A 19,486-nucleotide genomic window follows, 5' to 3' on the forward strand; every position below is an offset into this window, starting at 1 on the left:
AAAAATTTCCTTAGCGTAGGGAATGTTTGCAGGAGGCAAGCCGTTGTACACCTCGTGGAGCGCAAGACACAGGTGTCGGGCGCTCTCATCCTTGCGGACGGGTCACCCGTCCTCCCAGTAGTTCTCCAGCAGGAGGATCGGACGAAGGGAAGCCTTATGCGCTTCGAGATCATGCGACTCGACGATGTCGACGGTACCGCCGTGGACAGCACCGTCGTGGACGCCGCCTCCGTCAACCGGATCGTGCAGCAGGCCGCAGCCATAGGCCAGCGCATCTATATCCGCCCGGCCGAAAACTCGGCTTCGTAACGCATTACGACGCTCGAAGAGAAGCGCCCCCGTACGGAAGGTCCGTACGGGGGCGCTGTGGTGTCCGCGAGCACCGTCAGGAGTTCTGGATGACCTGGGTGACCCCGTTGATGATCTGCTGTACGGCGATGGCGGAGAGCATCATTCCGGCGAGCCTGGTCACCAGCACGACACCGCCGTCCTTGATGACCCGGATGATGAGCAGCGAGTAGCGCATGGTCAGCCAGAGCACGATGTGCATGGCGATGATCGCCGACCAGACCGAGATCTGGCTTCCCACGCTGTCGGCGTGCTGCACCGCAAGGATCACCGACACGATCGCACCGGGCCCGGCGAGCAGCGGCATGCCCAGCGGTACGAGCGCCACATTGACATCCTTGGTCTGCGTCGGCTCGTCGGTCTTGCCGGTCAGCAGATCGAGCGCGATCAGCAGCAGAAGCAGTCCGCCCGCGATCATCAGGGCGGGCACGGAGACATGCAGATAGTCGAGGATCTGCTGGCCGAGCACACCGAAGACGGCGATCACACCGAAGGCGACGGCCACCGCCTGCAGCGCCATCCTGCGCTGCATCTTTGCGGGGCGGCCGGCGGTGAGGGCAAGAAAGATCGGGGTGATCCCGGGGGGATCCATAATCACAAAAAGCGTGAGAAAAAGGGATCCGAAGACAGCGACGTCGAACACAGTGAGCCTTGCGAGAAGAGAGCGAGAAACGGCCTGAAGGAGCGCACCCCGAAGCCATGACGGCGGCCTGACGGCCGGGTGCGCAGAAGTGGAACGCAGTAGTGGGACGAGTGGCGGTACGCGTCCGGCAGGGCAGCGAGGGGCTTCACGCCCCGGCAGCGACGCGTGCGTCGTTACGCGGGACGGGGTCCGCCCGCGCCCGGCACCGGGAAGGCTCCCGTGGCGCGCCGGGTGATCTCGCCGTAGATCTCGGGGTCGGTGGTGTACTCGCCGAGCCCGACGGTCTTGCGGCTGCCGTGGTAGTCGCTGGACCCGGTCGTCAGCAGCCCCAGCTCCCGGGCGAGCCCGCGCAGCCTGGCCCTGGTCGGCTCGTCGTGGTCCATGTGGTCGACCTCGATGCCGTCGAGGCCTGCGGCGGCGAGCCGCGCAATCGACGACTCGGGCACCACCTCGCCGCGCTTGACGGCGAGCGGGTGGGCGAAGACGGTGACGCCACCGGCGGCCTTGACCAGCCGGATCGCGTCGAAGGGGTCGAGTTCGTGCTTCTCGGCGTACGCGCGTCCGCCGTTCGCGAGCCATTCGGGCGTGAAGGCGTCGGAGACTGTCTCGACGACGCCCAGCTCGACGAGCGCGGTGGCGATGTGCGGCCTGCCGACCGATCCGTCCCCGGCGATCCTCGCGACCTGCTCCCATGCGATCGGAACGCCGAGCGCCTGGAGCTTGCCCACCATGGTCCGGGCGCGCGGCACCCGGTCGTCCCGTACCAGCTCGCGTTCGCGTGCCAGCTCGGGCTCACCGGGGTCGAAGAGGTACGCCAGCATGTGCAGGCCCACGCCGTCGATCCGGCAGGAGAGCTCGGCGCCGGTGACGAGAGTGAGCCCCTCCGGAAGGGCGGCGATCGCCTCGGCGTGGCCGCGCACGGTGTCGTGGTCGGTGAGGGCGACGACGTCGAGGCCTGCAGCGGCTGCACCCTGCACCAGCTCGGCGGGGGTGTCCGTACCGTCCGACGCGCTGGAGTGGGTGTGCAGGTCGATGCGCACGACGCGTACTCCACTGCTCGGGCCGGATAAGGGGACATCCAAGGATAACCGGCATTCGAGCGGTGCCCGGCCGGGCCGAAGGCCCTGCGGGCACCCGGGGTGCCAGAGCCGGTCCGCCGGACAGGTCCTAGTTGAGCAGGCGCGGTGTGAGCGCCCCGCACGGTACGAGGTCCATCTCACCACCGGCCTCGCGCAGATCGGCGAGCACCAGCTCGTCGTACATCAGAAGCCCCGACTGCTCGGGCCAGACGATCGCCCAGAGCCAGAGCCCGCGCGCCTCGCCCGCGAAGACCGCCCGGTCCTCGGGCGCTCCCTTGACGTTCCAGAGCGGGGTGGGGCGGCCGGCGGCGAGCATCTTCACGTCCGGCGGGCCGTCGACGTGCAGATACGGGCCGGGGTCGAGGCCGTCGATCCCGGCGTAGCGCGCCCCGAGTCCGACGCCGAGTTCCTCGGTGACGAGCAGCAGCTCGCCGATGCCGCCGACGGGACCGGGGCCGGAACAGGCGACGACGGTGGCGCGACCGCCACTGCGGTCGTCACCCGCGCTCGCCACACCGGTGAACAGCCAGCCCACCGGCAGCGGCCAGGGCATCCACACCGGGACCTGGGCTCGCTGCACCACCACACTCAGCGCCTCGACGCTGGGCGGGACGACCGGCTGCAGCGGCTGCACGCTGCCGTGCACCGCGCACTGCCAGGTGTCGGAGAAGAGACCGGGCGCCCTGACCCGGCCTCCGCACTTCGGGCAACTGGGTTCGCCCCTCATAGCGTCCAACGGTCCTCCAGGACCGTCGCCGCGTCAAGGATGATCACCCGTCCGCAGCGTGGCTCCCACCAGCAGAATTAGATGTAACTTGCATTCATTAGCTCCTCTAACTTATTCTGTGTATAACGCAACCATCTAGTGGAGAGCGAGAAGACCCATGCAGGGAGAGGATCCGTTCGATCAGGGAGCGGGCAGCATCCTGCGCCAGCCGAAGGCCGTCTGGGCCACGGCGGGCGCCTCTGTTGTCGCATTCATGGGAATCGGCCTGGTGGACCCGATTCTCCCTTCCATCGCCAAGGGCCTGGAGGCGACGCCGAGCCAGGTGTCACTGCTCTTCACCTCGTACTTCCTGATCACCGCCGTGGCGATGCTCGTCACCGGCTTCGTGTCCAGCCGGATCGGCGGCCGCAAGACGCTACTGACCGGCCTCGCGCTCGTCGTCGTCTTCGCCGCGCTCTCCGGCACCTCGTCGTCCGTCGCCGAACTCGTCGGATTCCGGGCCGGCTGGGGGCTGGGCAACGCGCTCTTCGTATCGACCGCGCTCGCCGTGATCGTCGGTGCGGCGGCCGGCGGCAGCTCGGCGGCGATCCTGCTCTACGAGTCGGCGCTCGGTCTCGGCATGGCCTGCGGACCGCTGCTCGGCGCCCTGCTCGGTGACGCCAGCTGGCGCTACCCGTTCTTCGGCACGGCCGCGCTGATGGCGATCGGCTTCATCTGCATCACGGCATTCCTGAAGGAACAGCCCAAGCCCGCCAGGAAGACCTCGCTGCTCGACCCGATCAAGGCGCTCGGCCACGGCGGCCTGGCCTCCGTCGCGACCTCGGCGTTCTTCTACAACTACGCGTTCTTCACGATCCTGGCGTTCACACCGTTCGTGCTGAACATGACGCCGTACAAGTCGGGCGCGGTCTTCTTCGCCTGGGGTCTGCTGCTCGCGATCTTCTCGGTGCTCGTCGCCCCGCGGCTGCAGAAGCGCTTCGGGTCGCTGAAGGTGCTCGGCGCCTCGCTGGTGCTGCTCGCCGTCGACCTCGTGATCCTGGGATACGGCAACCACACCACCGCCATCGTCTGCACGATCGTCTCCGGCGCCTTCATCGGCATGAACAACACCGTCTACACGGAACTGGCGCTCGGTGTGTCGGACGCGCCGCGCCCGGTGGCGAGCGCGGGTTACAACTTCGTCCGCTGGTTCGCCGCGGCCGCCGCCCCGTACCTCGCACCGAAGATCGAGGAGTGGAGCAACATCCACATCCCGTTCGTGGTCGCCGCGATCGCGGCCGTCGTGGGTGCGGTCGTCGTCTGGATCCGGCGTACGGCGCTGACCCACGAGGCAGCGGAGCTGGAGCCCGAGCACGCCGGCGAGGACGGCGTCACAGTCTTCGCCAACTGACCACGACGCAACCCGGTTCTGCCCCGCCCGCGGCTCCCCCTCCTGGCCGCGCGGCGGGGCTTCCCCTACGCCCGGCATGACTCAGCCGGCCGGTGTTACGTCTCAGTCCAGCGCCACGGAGCCACGTCGCGGATCACGCAGATCCGTACCGTGCGAGAGCCACCGCTCCTGGAGCTCCTGCGCGCCGTGGACCCGCTTCCACGCGGCCTCGTTGTGCGTCATCGGCAGCAGGGGCAGGAACCGCACCGGCTCCATCGGCCCGCCCGTCTCCCGACCACCGCCCCCCACGGAGCCGCTGCGCGGCGCAGGCTCATTCAGTTCGAGGTCCTCGACCAGACCGCCCGGCTCGGCAACCAGTACGGAGCTGAACGGCGCCCCGGGCCACAGAGGTTCGCCGAGGTCCAGCGAGGCGCCGGGCGCCACGACCAACCCCTCGACCTGCGGGGTGGCAGCCAGCACGGCCAGCGGACGCAGCACCTTGTCGGTGTCGGCGAGTCCGGCGCGCACGGAGAGGACCAGCTCGGCGCGCGGGCCCTTCACCGGGTCCGCGAGGGCCGCGGTCGGGTCGGCCATCGGCTGTGCGGACATGCCGAGCGTGGCGTAGCGCACCACGTCGCGGTCGGCGAAGCGGAGCACCTCGATGCGGTCCGTCCCGAGAAACGTCACTGCAGCGCGCGCGTCCGGTTCGCCGAGGGCCGTCAGCAGCCGGGCCTCGACCAGAGCAAGAATTTCTCCCATCCTGCGAGCATAGGACGCGTATGGAACGGGCAAAGTAAAGGATTGGCCCTCAGTCGGCTGATAGTCTTGGCCGCTGGTCGGGGCAGCACGCAGAAGCGTCGCTCTCAGTCCCGACAACACGTCATCCCCCACGGGGGACCGGCTGGAGGAGGTGGGGCTGCAATGGATCGAAGTCGACCGTGCAGTACCAACCGCTCTTCCGCTCCTCACCTCTCTTCGGTGATCTGAAGCCTTCTCGGTCAAGGCCCATGGCATTGCGCATGACGGAAGAGCACCCCTTTTTTGCCTGTCTGTAGCGAACGCCGTCATCGCGCCGCTGCGGTGCCGCCCGCTTTGCGGACGTGAGCGCACGTCCCCATTCCGGGCTGTTCCACGTGCCCGACGACGGCCCTCCGTGAAGGAGCCAGCCATGTCGATGATCCGCGACCTGCGCGCCGCCGTGCGCCCGTCCCTGCGCAAGAGCAACGCCCTGCACAACAGTTACGACACCACCCGTGACCCGTCCGCCTCCAGCGCGGTCGTCGACTGCGCGGTCTACCGCGACGGACGGCGCGTGGAGACCGGCACCTGCCGCACGCCGCACGAGGCGATGCTCCAGGTACGCGAGGAGGGCGGCTTCGCCTGGATCGGCCTGCACGAGCCGACCGAGGAGGAATTCGCCGGTATCGCCCGCGAGTTCGGCCTCCACCCGCTCGCGGTCGAGGACGCCGTCCACGCCCACCAGCGGCCGAAGCTGGAGCGGTACGACGACACTCTCTTCACCGTCTTCAAGACCATCCACTACGTCGAGCACACCGAGCTCACCGCGACCAGCGAGGTCGTCGAGACCGGCGAGGTGATGTGCTTCACCGGCCGGGACTTCGTCATCACCGTCCGGCACGGCGGCCACGGCTCGCTGCGCGCACTGCGGCACCGGCTGCAGGACGACCCCGAGCTGCTCGCCAAGGGGCCCTCCGCGGTCCTGCACTCCATCGCCGACCATGTCGTCGACGGCTACATCGCGGTGGCGGGCGCCGTCCAGGACGACATCGACGAGGTGGAGATCGAGGTCTTCTCCACCCCCGCCAAGGGCAGCCCGCGCGGCTCGGACGCGGGCCGGATCTATCAGCTCAAGCGTGAGGTCCTGGAGTTCAAGCGGGCGGTGTCGCCGCTGCTGCGGCCGATGCAGCTGCTGAGCGAGCGGCCGATGCGGCTGATCGACCCCGACATCCAGAAGTACTTCCGTGATGTCGCCGACCACCTGGCGCGGGTGCATGAAGAGGTCATCGGCTTCGACGAACTGCTGAACTCGATCCTCCAGGCCAGCCTGGCGCAGGCGACCGTCGCGCAGAACGAGGACATGCGCAAGATCACGTCCTGGGCGGCCATCGTCGCCGTACCGACGATGATCTGCGGCGTCTACGGCATGAACTTCAAGCACATGCCCGAGCTGGGCTGGAGGTACGGCTACCCGATGGTGCTGGGCGTCATCGGAGCGGTCTGCTTCTCCATCCACCGCACACTCAAGCGCAACGGCTGGCTCTAATAGAGTTCAGGTATGACTGCTGCTGCCGCTGACGTGCCGCTGGGCCGGGCTCTCGTCGAGGAGGCCACCAAGAAATCGGGCCTCATCTGGGTGCGGGGCACCGGGCCCGCGCGGGCGCTGTGGCACGTGTGGCACGAGGGTGCGGTGCATCTGGTCGGCGACGGCCCCGGCGAGCAGCCGCTCCCGGCCGGTCTCGGCGACGGGTCCGCGGCCGAGGTGACCGTGCGCAGCAAGGACAAGGGCGGCCGGCTGATCGCCTGGACGGCTGCCGTGACGGAGCTCGCACCGCACTCCGAGGAGTGGGAGGCCGCCGTTGCCGAGCTCAAGGGCAAGCGGCTGAACGCACCGGACGCCGAACAGATGACGGAGCGGTGGGCGCGCGAATGCCGGGTGCTGCGGCTGACACCCGGCGAATTCCGGACGGAGCTGCCGGACGGCTCGCTGGCCGCTGCGCCCCTGCCGACGTCCGCGACCACGCGGCGGCCGGTGCCGGCCGGACTGCCGCGACTGCTGAAGCGGGCACTCAAGGGCTGACCGGGGCAGGGCCTGTCCCGCCGCTGATCCGCCGGGCAGAGCCGCTGATCCGCCGGACAGGGCCACCTCCTGGACCGCGTGCCGTGCGGCCCGCTCTCAGGAGGACGTCTTGGGCAGCTGCTGCCCGTAGTCGACCGTGTCGCCCTTCGCCGGGGCCTCCAGCATGAAGTCCTTGCCCCAGTCCGACAGCGTCACGATCCCCCCGCCACCGCCGCGCGCGAAACGCAGCGGATACGGCGTGCCCTCCAGCGAGACGTCGAGCGTTCCGCCCTCGCCCTTGCCGCCCGTGATCTGTACAGTCCGGGTCGGTCCGACCTTCTCCCGGTCGCCCTTGTTGAGGGTGCCGTGCAGCGTGAGCAACCCGTCGAGCAGGGTCTTCTTGTCCGTGAAGCCGCGCAGCTGCTTGTACGTGGGGTCGTCCTCGGGCACCTTCACGTACTTGTCCTGGAGCTTGTCCGCGGCAGCCCCGCCCGCGTCGCTGCCGGCGCCGGACTCCTCGTCGTGGCTCCAGAACCCCGAGTCCGCCTTCAGATAGAGCTCGTCACCGATCCGCAGCAGTTCGAAGGTGCTGTTCTTCGAGACGACGGAGCCGATGCCGCCCTTCTCCCTGAGCTGCATATCGAGCTTGTACGTGCCCCCCTTGCTGACCAGCGTCCCGGCGAGGCGCACCGCATCGGCGGAGTCCGCTGCGGTCTGCGCCTTCTTCTCGATCTCCGTGGCGGCCAGCTTGCCGACGCCATTGGTCCCCTTGTCCGGATCCTCGCCCCCGCACGCCGTGAGAGCGGCGGTCAGCCCCGCGCAGAGCACAACAGCGAGGGCGGTCCGGCGGCGTCGGGCCCGGACGGGCGGAACGGAAGAGGTCACGGGCGCACTGCCTCTCATCTGCATGGCGGGGGTGGCAGACGGCAGCGTACCTGTGCCGTTCACACCTTCCGGCAGAGAGCCGTGCGGACGGATCCACCGGGGCAGCCCGGAGCGGTACGGGCTAGCCTGATCCCGTCATAACGGTTAATTAGCTGCCAAATGGACCGGACAGAGAAGTCGTACACGGAAGAAGGAGGCGCACCATGGCGGCAGGCGCCCCCCGGATCTTCGTCTCGCACCTCGCCGGCGTCCCGGTCTTCGATCCCAACGGCGATCAGGTGGGCCGCCTCCGCGACCTGGTCGCGATGCTGCGGGTCGGTGGCCGGCCGCCCCGGTTGCTCGGCCTGGTCGTCGAGGTGCTCAGCCGCCGCCGGATCTTCCTCCCGATGACCCGGGTGACGGGGATCGAGTCCGGTCAGGTCATCACCACCGGTGTCGTCAACATGCGGCGCTTCGAGCAGCGGCCCACCGAACGCCTGGTGCTCGGCGAGTTCCTCGACCGGCGGGTCCGCCTCGTGGAGACCGGCGAGGAGGTCACCGTCCTCGACGTCTCGGTGTCGCAGCTCCCGGCCCGCCGCGACTGGGAGATCGACAAGTACTTCGTACGCAAGGGCAAGGGCGGGGCGCTGCGGCGCAAGGGCGAGACCTTGACCGTCGAATGGTCGGCGGTCAGTGGTTTCTCGCTGGAGGAGGACGGGCAGGGCGCCGAATCCCTGGTCGCCACGTTCGAGCAGCTGCGGCCGACCGACGTGGCCAACGCGCTGCACCATCTGTCGCCGAAGCGACGGGCCGAGGTAGCGGCCGCGCTCGACGACGACCGGCTCGCCGACGTCCTGGAGGAGTTGCCCGAGGACGACCAGGTGGAGATCATCGGCAAGCTCCAGGAGGAGCGCGCCGCCGATGTCCTGGAGGCCATGGACCCGGACGACGCGGCCGACCTGCTGTCCGAACTGCCCGAGGACGACAAGGAGCGGCTGCTGGCCCTGATGCGTCCGGACGACGCGGCGGATGTGCGGCGCCTCATGTCGTACGCGGAACGGACCGCCGGCGGCCTGATGACCACCGAGCCGATCATTCTGCGGCCGGACGCGACGGTCGCCGACGCGCTCGCACGGGTCCGGCAGGCGGACCTGTCCCCCGCACTCGCCGCCCAGGTGTACGTGTGCCGCTCGCCGGACGAGACTCCGACCGGCAGGTACCTGGGCACCGTGCACTTCCAGCGGCTGCTGCGGGATCCGCCGTACGCCCTGGTCAGTTCTATCGTCGACAGCGATCTCGTCCCCCTCACCCCGGACACCCCTTTGTCGGCCGTGACGAGCTATCTGGCCGCGTACAACCTGGTCTCGGTGCCGGTCGTGGACGAGAGCGGATCCCTGCTCGGCGCCGTGACCGTCGACGACGTACTCGACCACCTGCTGCCCGAGGACTGGCGGGAGACCGACTTCCACGGTGCGGAGGAGGTCGCCCGTGGCCGGTGAGGACCGCACGAAGGGGGCGCCGACAGGTGCCTCGGGCATCGCGCGCCCGCCCCGTTACCGGCTGGACCAGCCGAAGGCCCCGCGGCGGCGGCTGCTGCCCGCATACGACCCCGAGTCGTTCGGCCGGCTCTCCGAACGGATCGCCCGGTTCCTGGGCACCTGGCGATTCATCGCCTGGATGACACTGGTCATCATCGCCTGGGTGGTGTGGAACGCCTTCGCGCCCGTGGGGTGGCGGTTCGACGGGTACCCGTTCATCTTCCTGACGCTGATCCTGTCGCTCCAGGCCTCGTACGCGGCCCCGCTGATCCTGCTCGCGCAGAACCGGCAGGCCGACCGCGACCGGGTCACCTACGAGCAGGACCGCAAGCAGAACGAGCGCTCCATCGCGGACACCGAGTACCTCACCCGCGAGATCGCGGCACTGCGGATGGGGCTCGGCGAGGTCGCCACCCGCGACTGGATCCGCTCCGAACTGGAAGACCTCATGAGGGACCTGGACGACCGGCGTGCCCTATTCCCGGCCGAGAGTGACGAAGACCGCTGACGGGGCTACTCGCGCGTAGCAGCAGGCGCCGTAACATCGTCCGTATGGCTACGGAAGACGCGGTGCTTGAGGCACTGGCGACAGTGAACGACCCGGAGATCCACCGTCCGATCACCGAACTCGGCATGGTGAAGTCGGTCGAGATCGATGCTGACGGTGCGGTCGCTGTCACGGTGTATCTCACGGTGTCCGGCTGCCCGATGCGCGAGACCATCACCAAGAACGTGACCGACGCGGTGGCGAAGGTCGAAGGCGTCACGCGCGTCGACGTCACGCTCGATGTGATGAGCGACGAACAGCGCAAGGAACTGACGTCCTCGCTGCGCGGCGGTACGGCGGAGCGCGAGGTGCCGTTCGCCAAGCCCGGCTCGCTGACCCGGGTCTACGCGGTGGCATCCGGCAAGGGCGGCGTCGGCAAGTCGTCGGTCACGGTGAACCTGGCGGCCGCGATGGTGGCCGACGGCCTCAAGGTCGGTGTCGTGGACGCGGACATCTACGGGCACAGCGTGCCGCGGATGCTCGGCGCGGACGGCAAGCCGACCCAGGTCGAGAACATGATCATGCCGCCGTCGGCGCACGGCGTGAAGGTCATCTCCATCGGCATGTTCACCCCGGGCAACGCCCCGGTGGTGTGGCGCGGACCGATGCTGCACCGAGCACTCCAGCAGTTCCTCGCCGACGTGTACTGGGGCGACCTGGACGTCCTGCTGCTCGACCTGCCGCCGGGCACCGGTGACATCGCGATCTCGGTGGCACAGCTCGTGCCGAACGCCGAGATCCTGGTCGTCACGACCCCGCAGCAGGCGGCGGCCGAGGTGGCCGAGCGGGCCGGTTCGATCGCCGTGCAGACTCACCAGAAGATCGTCGGTGTCGTCGAGAACATGTCGGGGCTCCCGTGCCCGCACTGCGACGAGATGGTCGATGTGTTCGGTACCGGCGGTGGCCGGAAGGTCGCCGAGGGCCTGACGAAGACGGTCGGCGCGGAGGTGCCGGTGCTCGGCTCCATCCCGATCGACGTACGGCTGCGCGAGGGTGGCGACGAGGGCAAGCCGGTCGTCCTGTCCGACCCGGACTCCCCGGCCGGCAAGGCACTCCGCACCATCGCGGACAAGCTGGGAGGCCGTCAGCGCGGCCTGTCGGGCATGTCGCTGGGAATCACCCCGCGCAACAAGTTCTGAGCGGGGACGAAGGCATCGCCGGGCGGGCCTGATTTCCAGGCCCGCCCGGCGAGACCGAGCCCGGCCGGCGATTGAGAACAAAGCGGCAACCGGCCATGACCGGTCACCGCCCACCGCTCCGCCCTACGCGTACGTCGCGATGTCGCCGACCACCGAGAACCCCAGTCCGTACGCGCTCATCCCCCGCCCGTACGCCCCGATGTGCACCCCGCCGTGCGCCGACCCCGCCAGCACCCAGCCGAACTCGGACTCGCGGTAGTGGAACGGCACCGGGACACCGTCCACCGGCAGCGACAGCGCCGACCATGCGGGACCGTCCAGATCGTCGGCGAGTTCGAACGCAGTCTCCGTCTGCTGGTCCAGCCAGTCGTCACGCAGTGTGTGATCCATCTGCGGGGGCCACGTACAGGCGAGCAGGCCGGACCCGGCCAGCCAGGCCGCGGAGGAGACCGTGGTCGCGTCCAGAACCCCCGTACCGTCACCGCTGTGCCGCACCGGGCTGCTGGCCACCGTCACGACGACAGCGAATCGTTGCTTCTCGACACCCGAGTCGGCCCGTACCGACGGCTCGTCACCATGCCCGATGGAACCGTGCTGCACGGTGCCGTCCGCCGCGGTGCCCACCTGCATCGGCCAACGCGGCCCGGTGAAGGCCTCGTCCAGTCCGTACCAGGGAAACGGAGCTGCCAGAAAACCGTCGACAGTACGCCGGGCCGCCGATACCCCCTCTGCGGTGACTGTGCTCGGCGCACCTTCCGCGCCCACCCGACTGGTCGTCTCCATCTGCCCGGCCGCCTCCTCGATCCCTTGCGTCCGGAGCGGCCCGCCCCCCACGGGCGTCCTCACAACCGGACAGATGGAGAATAGCCATACCGTCCGGACGAGTCGGGATTGACTGCTGTCAGGTGGCGTCTGCGTCGAACGGCGGGCGGTCGTCCTTCGTGGGCTGTTCACGCTTCTTGAGCAGGTCCGGAGTACCGGCGGAGCCGTTGGCCGCGGTGATCGCCGAGCCGCTCGACACGCCGCTCCGGGAGTCGGCTGACTCCACGGCGGCGTTCTCCCGGCCGTTCACCGCGTCGGTGACCTCGGCCAGATCCTTGCGCAGGTCGAAGCTCTCGCGGATCTCCTTCAGCCCCAGATCGTCATTGCCGTCCATGAGCTGCTTGCGGACGAACGTCTTGGGGTTGAGGTCCTCGAACTCGAAGTCCTTGAACTCCGGGCCGAGCTCCGTACGGATGTCCTCCTTGGCACTCTCCGAGAACTCACGGATCTTACGGATGAAGCGCGAGGCGTCCTGGATGACCTTGGGCAGCTTGTCCGGGCCGAAGATCAGCACGCCCAGGATCGCGAGCGTCACCAGCTCCAGTGGGCCTATGTCATTGAACACCCTGTTGCTCCTCGTGTTCTCCGAGACCAGGTCGGTTGTGGTCCGGACCCGGCCCACGGTACCGGTCGATACTGTCCGCGCGGTAGCGTCCCGTGGCTGTCACGTGCCGGTTGCCGAACCAAGAGTCAAAGAGATGGACAGGTCTTTACCACCACGGGTCAGGCCGAGGTCCAGACGGTCGCCGGGCCGGTGGGCGCGGATCTTCACGATCAGTTCCTCGCCGCTGTGCACCCGCCTGCCGTCGACCTCGGTGATGACGTCCCCCGGCTTGATCCCGGCCTTGGCACCGGGCCCGTCGGGCGTCACCGCGGGCTTACCGGCCGCACCCTTCGTACCGACCTTGGCGCCGTCCCCCGTGTACTTCATGTCCAACGTGACGCCGATCACCGGGTGGGTGGCCTTCCCCGTGTTGATCAGTTCCTCGGCGACCCGCTTGCCCTGGTTGATCGGGATGGCGAAGCCGAGACCGATGGAGCCTGCCTGCCCGCCCTCGGTGCTCGAACCGCTGTCGGCGGCACGGATGGCGCTGTTGATGCCTATGACATGGGCGTCGGTGTCGACGAGCGGACCGCCGGAGTTGCCCGGGTTGATCGGGGCATCGGTCTGCAGCGCGTCGACGTAACTGATGTCGCTGCCGTCGCCCTTCTCGCCGCCCGCCGTGATCGGCCGGTCCTTGGCGCTGATGATGCCGGAGGTCACGGTGTTGGACAGGTCGAAGGGTGCGCCGATGGCCACCACGGGGTCGCCGACCTGCACATTGTCGGAGTTGCCCAGCGGCAGCGGCTTGAGGCCGGAGACGCCGGTGACCTTGACCACGGCCAGGTCGTAGCCGCTGTCCTTGCCGACGACTTCGGCGCGCGCGGTCTCGCCGCCGCTGAACGTCACAGTGATCTCGCCGGAGGACCCGGCCGGGGCGACAACATGGTTGTTGGTGAGGATGTGGCCGGAGTTGTCGAGAACGAAGCCCGTACCGGTGCCGGATTCGGTGGTGCCGCTGACATGGAGAGTGACCACGCTGGGCAGGGCGCTGGCGGCGATGCCCGCGACGCTGTCGGGTGCGCGGCCGCCGCTGTTGTGACCGGTCTGCGGAAGCTCGACCTGGGTCAGGCCGCCGTTGCGCTCGATGTAGGCGCCGATGCCGCCCGCCACCAGTGCGAGCAGCACCGCACCGACGAGGAGGGAGCCGCGGCGGTTCTTCTTGCGGCCGCCGTCGGCCCCGAGCGGCGGACCCGGATTGGTCAGCGGCTGCCGGGGCGCACCCCAGGGGTCGTACTGGAGCCACTGCGTCGGCTGCTGAGGCGGAGGCGGGGGCGGGGGCGGGGGCGTGAAGCCGGGGGCGGGTGAGGTGGGGATGCCGGCGCCGTTCGTACCCGCGTACTGCGGGGGTACGACGGTGCCGTGTGCCGGGGTCGGGACCGGTCGCTGTACGGGTGGTGCGGGCGCCCAGGGGCCGGGGCCACCGTACGGCGGGGTGCTGTACTGATCGGGCTCGTGCAGTGGCGCTACGGGCTGCGTGGCCGCTACGGACGCCATGGGCTCGGGTGCGAGCGGGTATGACACCGGCTCGGGTGCCGACGGCTGAGGGGGCACGTCGGCTGTGTGTCCTTCCGTCGCGCCCGTCGCGCCCGTCACGTCGGCCGTGGGCGCCGTGTCCTCGACGGGGATCGGCTCGTCCGGCGCGGTGCGGGTGGTACCTCCCGCCGTGGGCCGGCTCCACCACTTCGCCTTCGGCCCGGTGGACTTCCCGTCTTCCATGCTCTCCCCGCAACTGCCGCGTCTGGCCTGTGCACGCCCCGGCAGGGGCGTCCGTCCCGGAATTCCTCCCGGAATTCAACCAGGTTTGCGAATGTCTGCGCAGACCCCGGCGCAGACCCCGGTCAGCGCCGGGAGGAAAGCGGCAGACCGCGATCGGCGGGGGTGGGGAGGGCCGAGGCCGACGGCGACGTCCAGGACGGCGGTGCGGAGGGCTCCGGGGGCTGTGGGGCCAGTCGTCCGAGCACGTGGGCGAAGAGCGGGGTGGTGCCGGTCGGGCGTATCAGAGGTGGCGCGGACACATTGGTCAGAACCTGAACGGCAAAGGTGTTCTCCGCGAGACTTCCCGTGGAGAGCAGCGCGGGAGCGGTGGAAGGCACCGCCGGTGTGGCCTCCGGCACGGGTGGTGGGGCAGCGTCCGCCGTCGAGCCGTCGCCCGCCCCCGTAGCGGAAAGGGTGCCCTGGCTGCCACCGCCACGGCGGCTCACCGAGCTGCCGCTCTCGCTGCGGGATTCGGTGTCGAGCGGGTTCGCGGTGTTTCCGGCGCCCGCGGCCCGGGCCGGGGAGCTGGGGCCTGCCCCCGTCGGCAGGGCACCGCCCAGGGCGATGGCCGCCAGCGATACGGCGCTGGCCGCTGCGAAGGCGAACCTCCGGCCGCGCCACGGCGAGCGGTCTCCCTCACGGCCGACCTCATGGATCCGGAAGCCCGAACGGGAGGAGCCACCCGGCAGTACGGCGGTCGAGCCGTGCGGGGCCGGAAGGAAGCCAAAACTCCCCAGTGACGAATTCCCCGGCGAATCCGTGCGGCTCCCGGACGGCTGGATCATGGGGAAGAGCCCGTCGGCGAAGGGCCCGGAGCCGCCGAATGGTTTCCCCCGGTTGTCGTCGTCACCCCCCGGTCCCCCGGGAAGCCCCTGTAGCCGGGCGAGGAATCCCTCGGACGGCGAAGGCGGGGCGGACTGTGCGAAGACACTCTTCAGCCGCCGCTGGGCGGCAGCCTCGGCCTTGCACTTGGCGCAGGTCGCGAGGTGGGCAAGCACCCGCTCTCGGGCATCGTGTTTCAGCTCACCGTCGACAAGCGCGGCGAGCCGGTCCCCCAGGTGCTGTTCCGCAGGGGTCGGAACTGTGCCACTCACGCCGTTCCGCCCTCCCCTGCCAGGATCGCGCCCGCCAGCGAGCGCTGCTCGGCACGGGCCTCGGGCGAACGGTGCTGCAGCGCCTTGCGCAGATGCGAGCGACCGCGGTGGATACGGCTGCGCACGGTACCGAGCTTCACGCCCAGCGTCGCGGCGATCTCCTCGTACGAGAGGCCCTCGATGTCACAGAGCACGACAGCGGCACGGAATTCGGGCGCGAGGGTGTCCAGCGCCTGCTGCACATCCGCGTCGAAGTGGGTGTCGTTGAAGACCTGCTGCGGGGACGGTTCACGGCTCGGCAGCCGCTCGGCGGCGTCGTCGCCGAGGGAGTCGAAGCGGATCCGCTGCTTACGACGGACCATGTCCAGGAACAGGTTGGTCGTGATGCGGTGCAGCCAGCCCTCGAAGGTGCCCGGCGTATAGGTCGACAGCGACCGGAACACGCGTACGAAGACCTCCTGTGTGAGGTCCTCCGCATCGTGCTGGTTGCCCGTCAGCCGGTAGGCAAGGCGATAGACACGGCCGCTGTGCGTGCTGACGATCTCTTCCCATGAGGGCGGCGTCCACGCCTGGGAGTCCGCGTCTGAGGCGAAGGTCGCGGTCGGTGCGTTGGAAGAACGGTCAGCGATGTTGGTCACGGATTTCGGCTCACCCGCCGACCTGAGAAAGCGCCGCAGCACTCCTCCCCGATCCACAGGCGCAGCCGCACCTCCCCTATCGGCTCTGGTGGTGTCCAGTGGAGCCCCTACCATAGCCACCTCGCCCGTTAGCTCCGGATAAGCCTTTTTCCTGCTGGGGCCGGGGATCACCCGGGAACCGCCGGCCCGTGTCTCCCGGACCCGATCTGCGGGCCGGTTCCACGGGCTTTCCCCTGCTCCTGCATAACGCCCGGTCCCATCTGCGGGTTCCCGGGCACAGCGGATACAGTCACCGTTGCGCCAACTACGGGGACAGGAGAGGGTCATTACCGCCAACCGGCAGACGAGCTGGGCGTTCGCCGACGCCTTTGTCCCCGAGGACGAAGCATTGCGCTGGGCCCGGGACCGGGCTCGGGAGGCAGGGCTCCGCTCGGTGTCGCCAGGTACCGGCGCCGCGCTGCGCTTGCTCGCTGCCACGACGGACGCCAAAGCGGTGGCCGAGATCGGCACCGGGACCGGCGTGTCCGGACTCTATCTGCTGCACGGCATGCGGCCCGACGGGGTGCTGACCACGGTCGACCCGGAGCCCGAACGCCAGCAGTTCGCCCGTGAGGCGTTCCGGGCCGCAGGGTTCGCCGCCAATCGGGCCCGCTTCATTCCCGGCCGTGCCCTGGACGTACTGCCGCGGCTCGCGGACGGCGGATACGACCTGGTGTTCTGCGACGGCGACCGGCTGGAGAGCCTGGACTGCCTCGCTGAATCGTTGCGCCTGCTGCGACCTGGTGGCCTGGTCTGCTTCGAGGGTGTCTTCGCGGACGGCCGTACGGTCGACTCGGCGGCGCAGCCCGCGGAGGTGCTGCGACTGCGGGAGCTGCTGCGTGCGGTGCGGGAGAGCCAGGAGCTGATGGCGACTTTGCTGCCGGTGGGCGACGGGTTGCTGTGCGCGGTGCGGCGGGGCTGAGGGGGCGGCGGGGGCAGGGCTCTCGCCCCGTGTCCCCCGTGCCTGGGGCAGCCGGGTGTCCTCAATCGCCGGACGGGCTTGATTCTGCTGAGCGTGAACGCATCACTGCCCCGGCACGGACACCGTGCCGGGGCAGTGATGAAGTGTGGGCGCCTCTGCTCAGCCGACGACCTTCTTGAGGGCATCGCCGAGTGCATCGGCCTCGTCCGGAGTCAGCTCCACGACAAGCCGACCGCCGCCTTCGAGCGGAACGCGCATGACGATGCCCCGCCCCTCCTTTGTCACCTCGAGCGGGCCGTCGCCCGTCCGCGGCTTCATGGCCGCCATGCTCGTTCCCCTTCCTGAAACCAGCTCATCGCAACCGGCGGCCCCATGACAGGCGCTGTGTCACCGGCATCGAACACATTGCTTCCAGGCCATTATCCCGCATCACAGACCCCAATGACCAACATCGGTCTGCATCGCTTGCGCAACGCGCTCTCTCAAAACCACCCAATTCGGCGATCCAGCTGCGATACTCCGCCCCCTTCACCCCTCCATCGCGGCGCAATTGTTAGACGCAGGTCACATGTTCGCTCCCGCCCGAGTCGGCCATGCTTGCCTGGACAGGCATTGCCCGAGGTGCAGAGGGGACAGCGAAATGGCCGACCAGATGGCGGACAGCGTGCTCTACGAAGTGAGCGACGGACTCGCGACCATCACGATCAACCGTCCCGACGCGATGAACGCCATGAACACCGCGGCCAAGGTGGCGCTCCGTGACGCGCTGACGTCCGCGGCGGCCGACACCGCCGTACGGGCCGTTCTGCTCACCGCGACCGGGCGCGCCTTCTGCGTCGGCCAGGATCTGAAGGAGCACGTCGGCAAGCTCGACGAGGCCCGTGAGTCCGGCGGCGGCAACGCGCTGAGCACCGTGCAGGAGCACTACAACCCGATCGTGCGGGCCATCACCGAGATGCCCAAGCCGGTCGTCGCCGGGGTCAACGGTGTCGCCGCCGGCGCCGGTTTCGGGTTCGCGCTCGCCTGCGACTACCGGGTGGTCGCCGACACCGCCTCGTTCAACACCTCATTCGCCGGGGTCGCCCTCACCGCCGACTCGGGCGTCTCCTGGACACTGCCCCGCCTGATCGGGCGGAGCCGCGCCGCCGACCTGCTGCTCTTTCCGCGCTCGATCTCCGCGCAGGACGCCCATGAGCTGGGCATCGTGAACAAGCTGGTGCCCGCCGCCGACCTGGCCGCGGAGGCCGCCGCCGTGGCCCGCACCCTGGCGTCCGGTCCCACGGCGGCGTACGCAGCGCTGAAGGAGTCCCTGGCCTATGGCGCCGGTCACACGCTGAGCGAGGCACTGGAGAAGGAAAACGAGCTCCAGACGAAGGCGGGCGCGTCCGAGGACCACACGATCGCGGTGCAGGCGTTCCTGAACAAGGAGAAGCCGAAGTACCTCGGCCGGTAGCCGTCGGCGCGGATCTACGTCCCGGTGCCGCGCGCCACGCAGTCGGCCAGGTGGTCGTCGACCAGGCCGCAGGCCTGCATCAGGGCGTAGGCCGTCGTGGGTCCGACGAAGCGCAGACCGCGCTTCTTGAGGTCCTTGGCCAGCGCCGTGGACTCCGGGGTGACCGCGGGAATGTCGCCGACGGTGCGCGGGACGGGGCGGCCGGCCGGGTCGGGGGCGTAGGACCAGATCAGCTCGTCCAGCTCGCCGGCGCTCCAGCCGGCCAGCACCTTGGCGTTGGCGAGGGTCGCGTCGATCTTCGCCCGGTTGCGGATGATGCCGGCGTCGGCGAGAAGGCGCTCCTTGTCGGCGTCGGTGAACTCCGCAACCGCGGGGATCTTGAACCCGGCGAAGGCGGAGCGGAAGCCCTCCCGGCGGCGCAGGATCGTCAGCCAGGAAAGGCCCGACTGGAAGGCCTCCAGGCAGAGCCGTTCGAAGAGGGCGTCGTCGCCGTGGACGGGACGGCCCCATTCGGTGTCGTGGTACGCGAGGTAGTCCTCCGTGGAGAGCCCCCACGGGCAGCGCAGACCGCCGTCCGGGGCCGTTTCCGCTCCGCCGCTCATCGCTGGGGCTCCTCTCCGGGGTGCTCTGTCCGCTGCGGGTCCTGCTGGGGTTCCTGTCGGGGCGCCTCCCACGGCGCTCTCGGACGGTCCTCCGGCCCCTCCCGCGTCAGCTGCGGTACGTCCTGCGGCCGCTTGAGGAGATCGGGGCCGCCGACCGCGGTCGCCTGCGCGCCGGCCAGCGCCGACTGCAGTTCCGCGATCCGCGCGTCCCGCTCGGCGAGCTCGGCGCCGAGCCGGCCGAGCACCTCGTCGACATCCGTCATGCGGTAGCCGCGTGCGGCCACCGGCAGCCGCAGCGCCTCGACATCCGCGCGGCCGACCGGGCGCGTCGCGGGCAGCGGGTCGGTCAGCTGCTCCGGCGCCACGTCCTGCAGGACGGCGCTCTTCCCTCCGCCGACCACCGCGAGGGTGACCGCGGCCACGACCACCACCATCGCCAGCAGCAAGAACCAGAACACGCATATCTCCCCGGGAGCGGAAACCTGTCCGGGTCCGATCGTGCCATG

Annotated in this window: 22 protein-coding genes; 9 read left to right on the forward strand and 13 right to left on the reverse strand. The window is 69.6% G+C overall.

The genetic code is table 11. The features are described from left to right. The first annotated feature begins 156 nt into the window (after positions 1-156). On the forward strand, positions 157-309 hold the full coding sequence (locus OG609_RS13775; protein WP_168713692.1) for a hypothetical protein: 153 nt from the start codon (positions 157-159) through the stop codon (positions 307-309). 76 nt (positions 310-385) lie between these two features. Here the strand turns inward: OG609_RS13775 and OG609_RS13780 are convergent, their stop codons facing one another. The 3 genes from OG609_RS13780 to OG609_RS13790 all read right to left on the reverse strand — a co-directional run bounded on the left by OG609_RS13780 (position 386) and on the right by OG609_RS13790 (position 2,797). After that, the gene (locus OG609_RS13780) at positions 386-991 is read right to left on the reverse strand and encodes a MarC family protein (RefSeq protein WP_093897497.1); all 606 of its coding nucleotides are present in this window, start codon (positions 989-991) and stop codon (positions 386-388) included. A 173-nt stretch (positions 992-1,164) separates the two neighbouring features. After that, positions 1,165-2,031 (reverse strand): PHP domain-containing protein, encoded by an 867-nt coding sequence (locus OG609_RS13785; RefSeq protein WP_327273070.1) that lies wholly within the window; start codon positions 2,029-2,031, stop codon positions 1,165-1,167. A 127-nt stretch (positions 2,032-2,158) separates the two neighbouring features. After that, on the reverse strand, positions 2,159-2,797 hold the full coding sequence (locus OG609_RS13790) for a DUF6758 family protein (RefSeq protein WP_114246494.1): 639 nt from the start codon (positions 2,795-2,797) through the stop codon (positions 2,159-2,161). A gap of 157 nt (positions 2,798-2,954) precedes the next feature. Between OG609_RS13790 and OG609_RS13795 the strand changes: the two genes are divergently transcribed. Next, positions 2,955-4,187, forward strand: coding sequence for an MFS transporter (locus OG609_RS13795; protein WP_327273071.1), 1,233 nt, complete (start codon positions 2,955-2,957; stop codon positions 4,185-4,187). Positions 4,188-4,289: 102 nt separating this feature from the next. Here OG609_RS13795 and OG609_RS13800 read toward each other — a convergent pair whose 3' ends face one another. Next, positions 4,290-4,925 carry a suppressor of fused domain protein gene (locus OG609_RS13800; RefSeq protein WP_327273072.1) on the reverse strand — a complete coding sequence of 212 codons (636 nt, stop codon included), beginning with the start codon at positions 4,923-4,925 and terminating at the stop codon, positions 4,290-4,292. 409 nt (positions 4,926-5,334) lie between these two features. Here OG609_RS13800 and OG609_RS13805 point away from each other — a divergent pair, with 409 nt between their 5' ends. Together OG609_RS13805 and OG609_RS13810 are read left to right on the forward strand one after the other, a co-directional pair. Next, positions 5,335-6,450, forward strand: coding sequence for a magnesium and cobalt transport protein CorA (locus OG609_RS13805; RefSeq protein WP_327273073.1), 1,116 nt, complete (start codon positions 5,335-5,337; stop codon positions 6,448-6,450). A 12-nt stretch (positions 6,451-6,462) separates the two neighbouring features. Then, positions 6,463-6,984, forward strand: a complete 522-nt coding sequence (locus OG609_RS13810) for a hypothetical protein (RefSeq protein ID WP_327273074.1) — start codon at positions 6,463-6,465, stop codon at positions 6,982-6,984. 96 nt (positions 6,985-7,080) lie between these two features. On the opposite strand, the gene OG609_RS13815 is transcribed toward OG609_RS13810, so the two are convergent. Next, positions 7,081-7,848 (reverse strand): hypothetical protein, encoded by a 768-nt coding sequence (locus OG609_RS13815; protein WP_327273075.1) that lies wholly within the window; start codon positions 7,846-7,848, stop codon positions 7,081-7,083. A 203-nt stretch (positions 7,849-8,051) separates the two neighbouring features. On the opposite strand from OG609_RS13815, the gene OG609_RS13820 reads away from it, so the two are divergent. The 3 genes from OG609_RS13820 to OG609_RS13830 are packed head-to-tail and all read left to right on the forward strand — an operon-like array spanning position 8,052 to position 11,051. After that, positions 8,052-9,326 (forward strand): magnesium transporter MgtE N-terminal domain-containing protein, encoded by a 1,275-nt coding sequence (locus OG609_RS13820; protein WP_327273076.1) that lies wholly within the window; start codon positions 8,052-8,054, stop codon positions 9,324-9,326. Next, positions 9,316-9,873 carry a DUF1003 domain-containing protein gene (locus OG609_RS13825; RefSeq protein WP_327273077.1) on the forward strand — a complete coding sequence of 186 codons (558 nt, stop codon included), beginning with the start codon at positions 9,316-9,318 and terminating at the stop codon, positions 9,871-9,873. The genes OG609_RS13820 and OG609_RS13825 overlap by 11 nt, the downstream gene beginning before the upstream one ends. 44 nt (positions 9,874-9,917) lie before the next feature. Continuing rightward, a complete protein-coding gene (locus OG609_RS13830; protein WP_327273078.1) occupies positions 9,918-11,051 on the forward strand; it encodes an Mrp/NBP35 family ATP-binding protein in 1,134 nt (377 codons plus the stop codon). A gap of 123 nt (positions 11,052-11,174) precedes the next feature. Here OG609_RS13830 and OG609_RS13835 read toward each other — a convergent pair whose 3' ends face one another. From OG609_RS13835 to sigE, 5 genes are all read right to left on the reverse strand, one after another. Continuing rightward, positions 11,175-11,834 carry a hypothetical protein gene (locus OG609_RS13835; protein WP_327273079.1) on the reverse strand — a complete coding sequence of 220 codons (660 nt, stop codon included), beginning with the start codon at positions 11,832-11,834 and terminating at the stop codon, positions 11,175-11,177. 118 nt (positions 11,835-11,952) lie between these two features. Continuing rightward, a complete protein-coding gene (locus tag OG609_RS13840) occupies positions 11,953-12,438 on the reverse strand; it encodes a sec-independent translocase (protein ID WP_327273080.1) in 486 nt (161 codons plus the stop codon). 99 nt (positions 12,439-12,537) lie between these two features. Further along, entirely contained in the window at positions 12,538-14,193 is a 1,656-nt protein-coding gene (locus OG609_RS13845) for a S1C family serine protease (protein ID WP_327273081.1), read from the reverse strand. Positions 14,194-14,315: 122 nt separating this feature from the next. Beyond that, positions 14,316-15,326 (reverse strand): zf-HC2 domain-containing protein, encoded by a 1,011-nt coding sequence (locus tag OG609_RS13850; protein ID WP_327273082.1) that lies wholly within the window; start codon positions 15,324-15,326, stop codon positions 14,316-14,318. Further along, a complete protein-coding gene (gene sigE / locus OG609_RS13855; RefSeq protein ID WP_327273083.1) occupies positions 15,323-16,078 on the reverse strand; it encodes an RNA polymerase sigma factor SigE in 756 nt (251 codons plus the stop codon). The genes OG609_RS13850 and sigE overlap by 4 nt, the downstream gene beginning before the upstream one ends. 181 nt (positions 16,079-16,259) lie before the next feature. Between sigE and OG609_RS13860 the strand changes: the two genes are divergently transcribed. Next, positions 16,260-16,925 (forward strand): O-methyltransferase, encoded by a 666-nt coding sequence (locus OG609_RS13860; protein WP_327273084.1) that lies wholly within the window; start codon positions 16,260-16,262, stop codon positions 16,923-16,925. Positions 16,926-17,084: 159 nt separating this feature from the next. Here OG609_RS13860 and OG609_RS13865 read toward each other — a convergent pair whose 3' ends face one another. Next, the gene (locus OG609_RS13865) at positions 17,085-17,252 is read right to left on the reverse strand and encodes a DUF3117 domain-containing protein (protein ID WP_003966491.1); all 168 of its coding nucleotides are present in this window, start codon (positions 17,250-17,252) and stop codon (positions 17,085-17,087) included. A gap of 313 nt (positions 17,253-17,565) precedes the next feature. Between OG609_RS13865 and OG609_RS13870 the strand changes: the two genes are divergently transcribed. Beyond that, a complete protein-coding gene (locus OG609_RS13870) occupies positions 17,566-18,378 on the forward strand; it encodes an enoyl-CoA hydratase/isomerase family protein (protein WP_327273085.1) in 813 nt (270 codons plus the stop codon). Positions 18,379-18,392: 14 nt separating this feature from the next. Here OG609_RS13870 and OG609_RS13875 read toward each other — a convergent pair whose 3' ends face one another. After that, positions 18,393-18,980 (reverse strand): DNA-3-methyladenine glycosylase I, encoded by a 588-nt coding sequence (locus OG609_RS13875; RefSeq protein ID WP_327273086.1) that lies wholly within the window; start codon positions 18,978-18,980, stop codon positions 18,393-18,395. Beyond that, positions 18,977-19,438, reverse strand: a complete 462-nt coding sequence (locus tag OG609_RS13880) for a hypothetical protein (protein ID WP_327273087.1) — start codon at positions 19,436-19,438, stop codon at positions 18,977-18,979. Before OG609_RS13880 ends, OG609_RS13875 begins: the two co-directional genes overlap by 4 nt. Positions 19,439-19,486: the final 48 nt, after the last annotated feature.

It is taken from the genome of Streptomyces sp. NBC_01224, assembly GCF_036002945.1.
Taxonomy (GTDB): Bacteria; Actinomycetota; Actinomycetes; order Streptomycetales; family Streptomycetaceae; genus Streptomyces.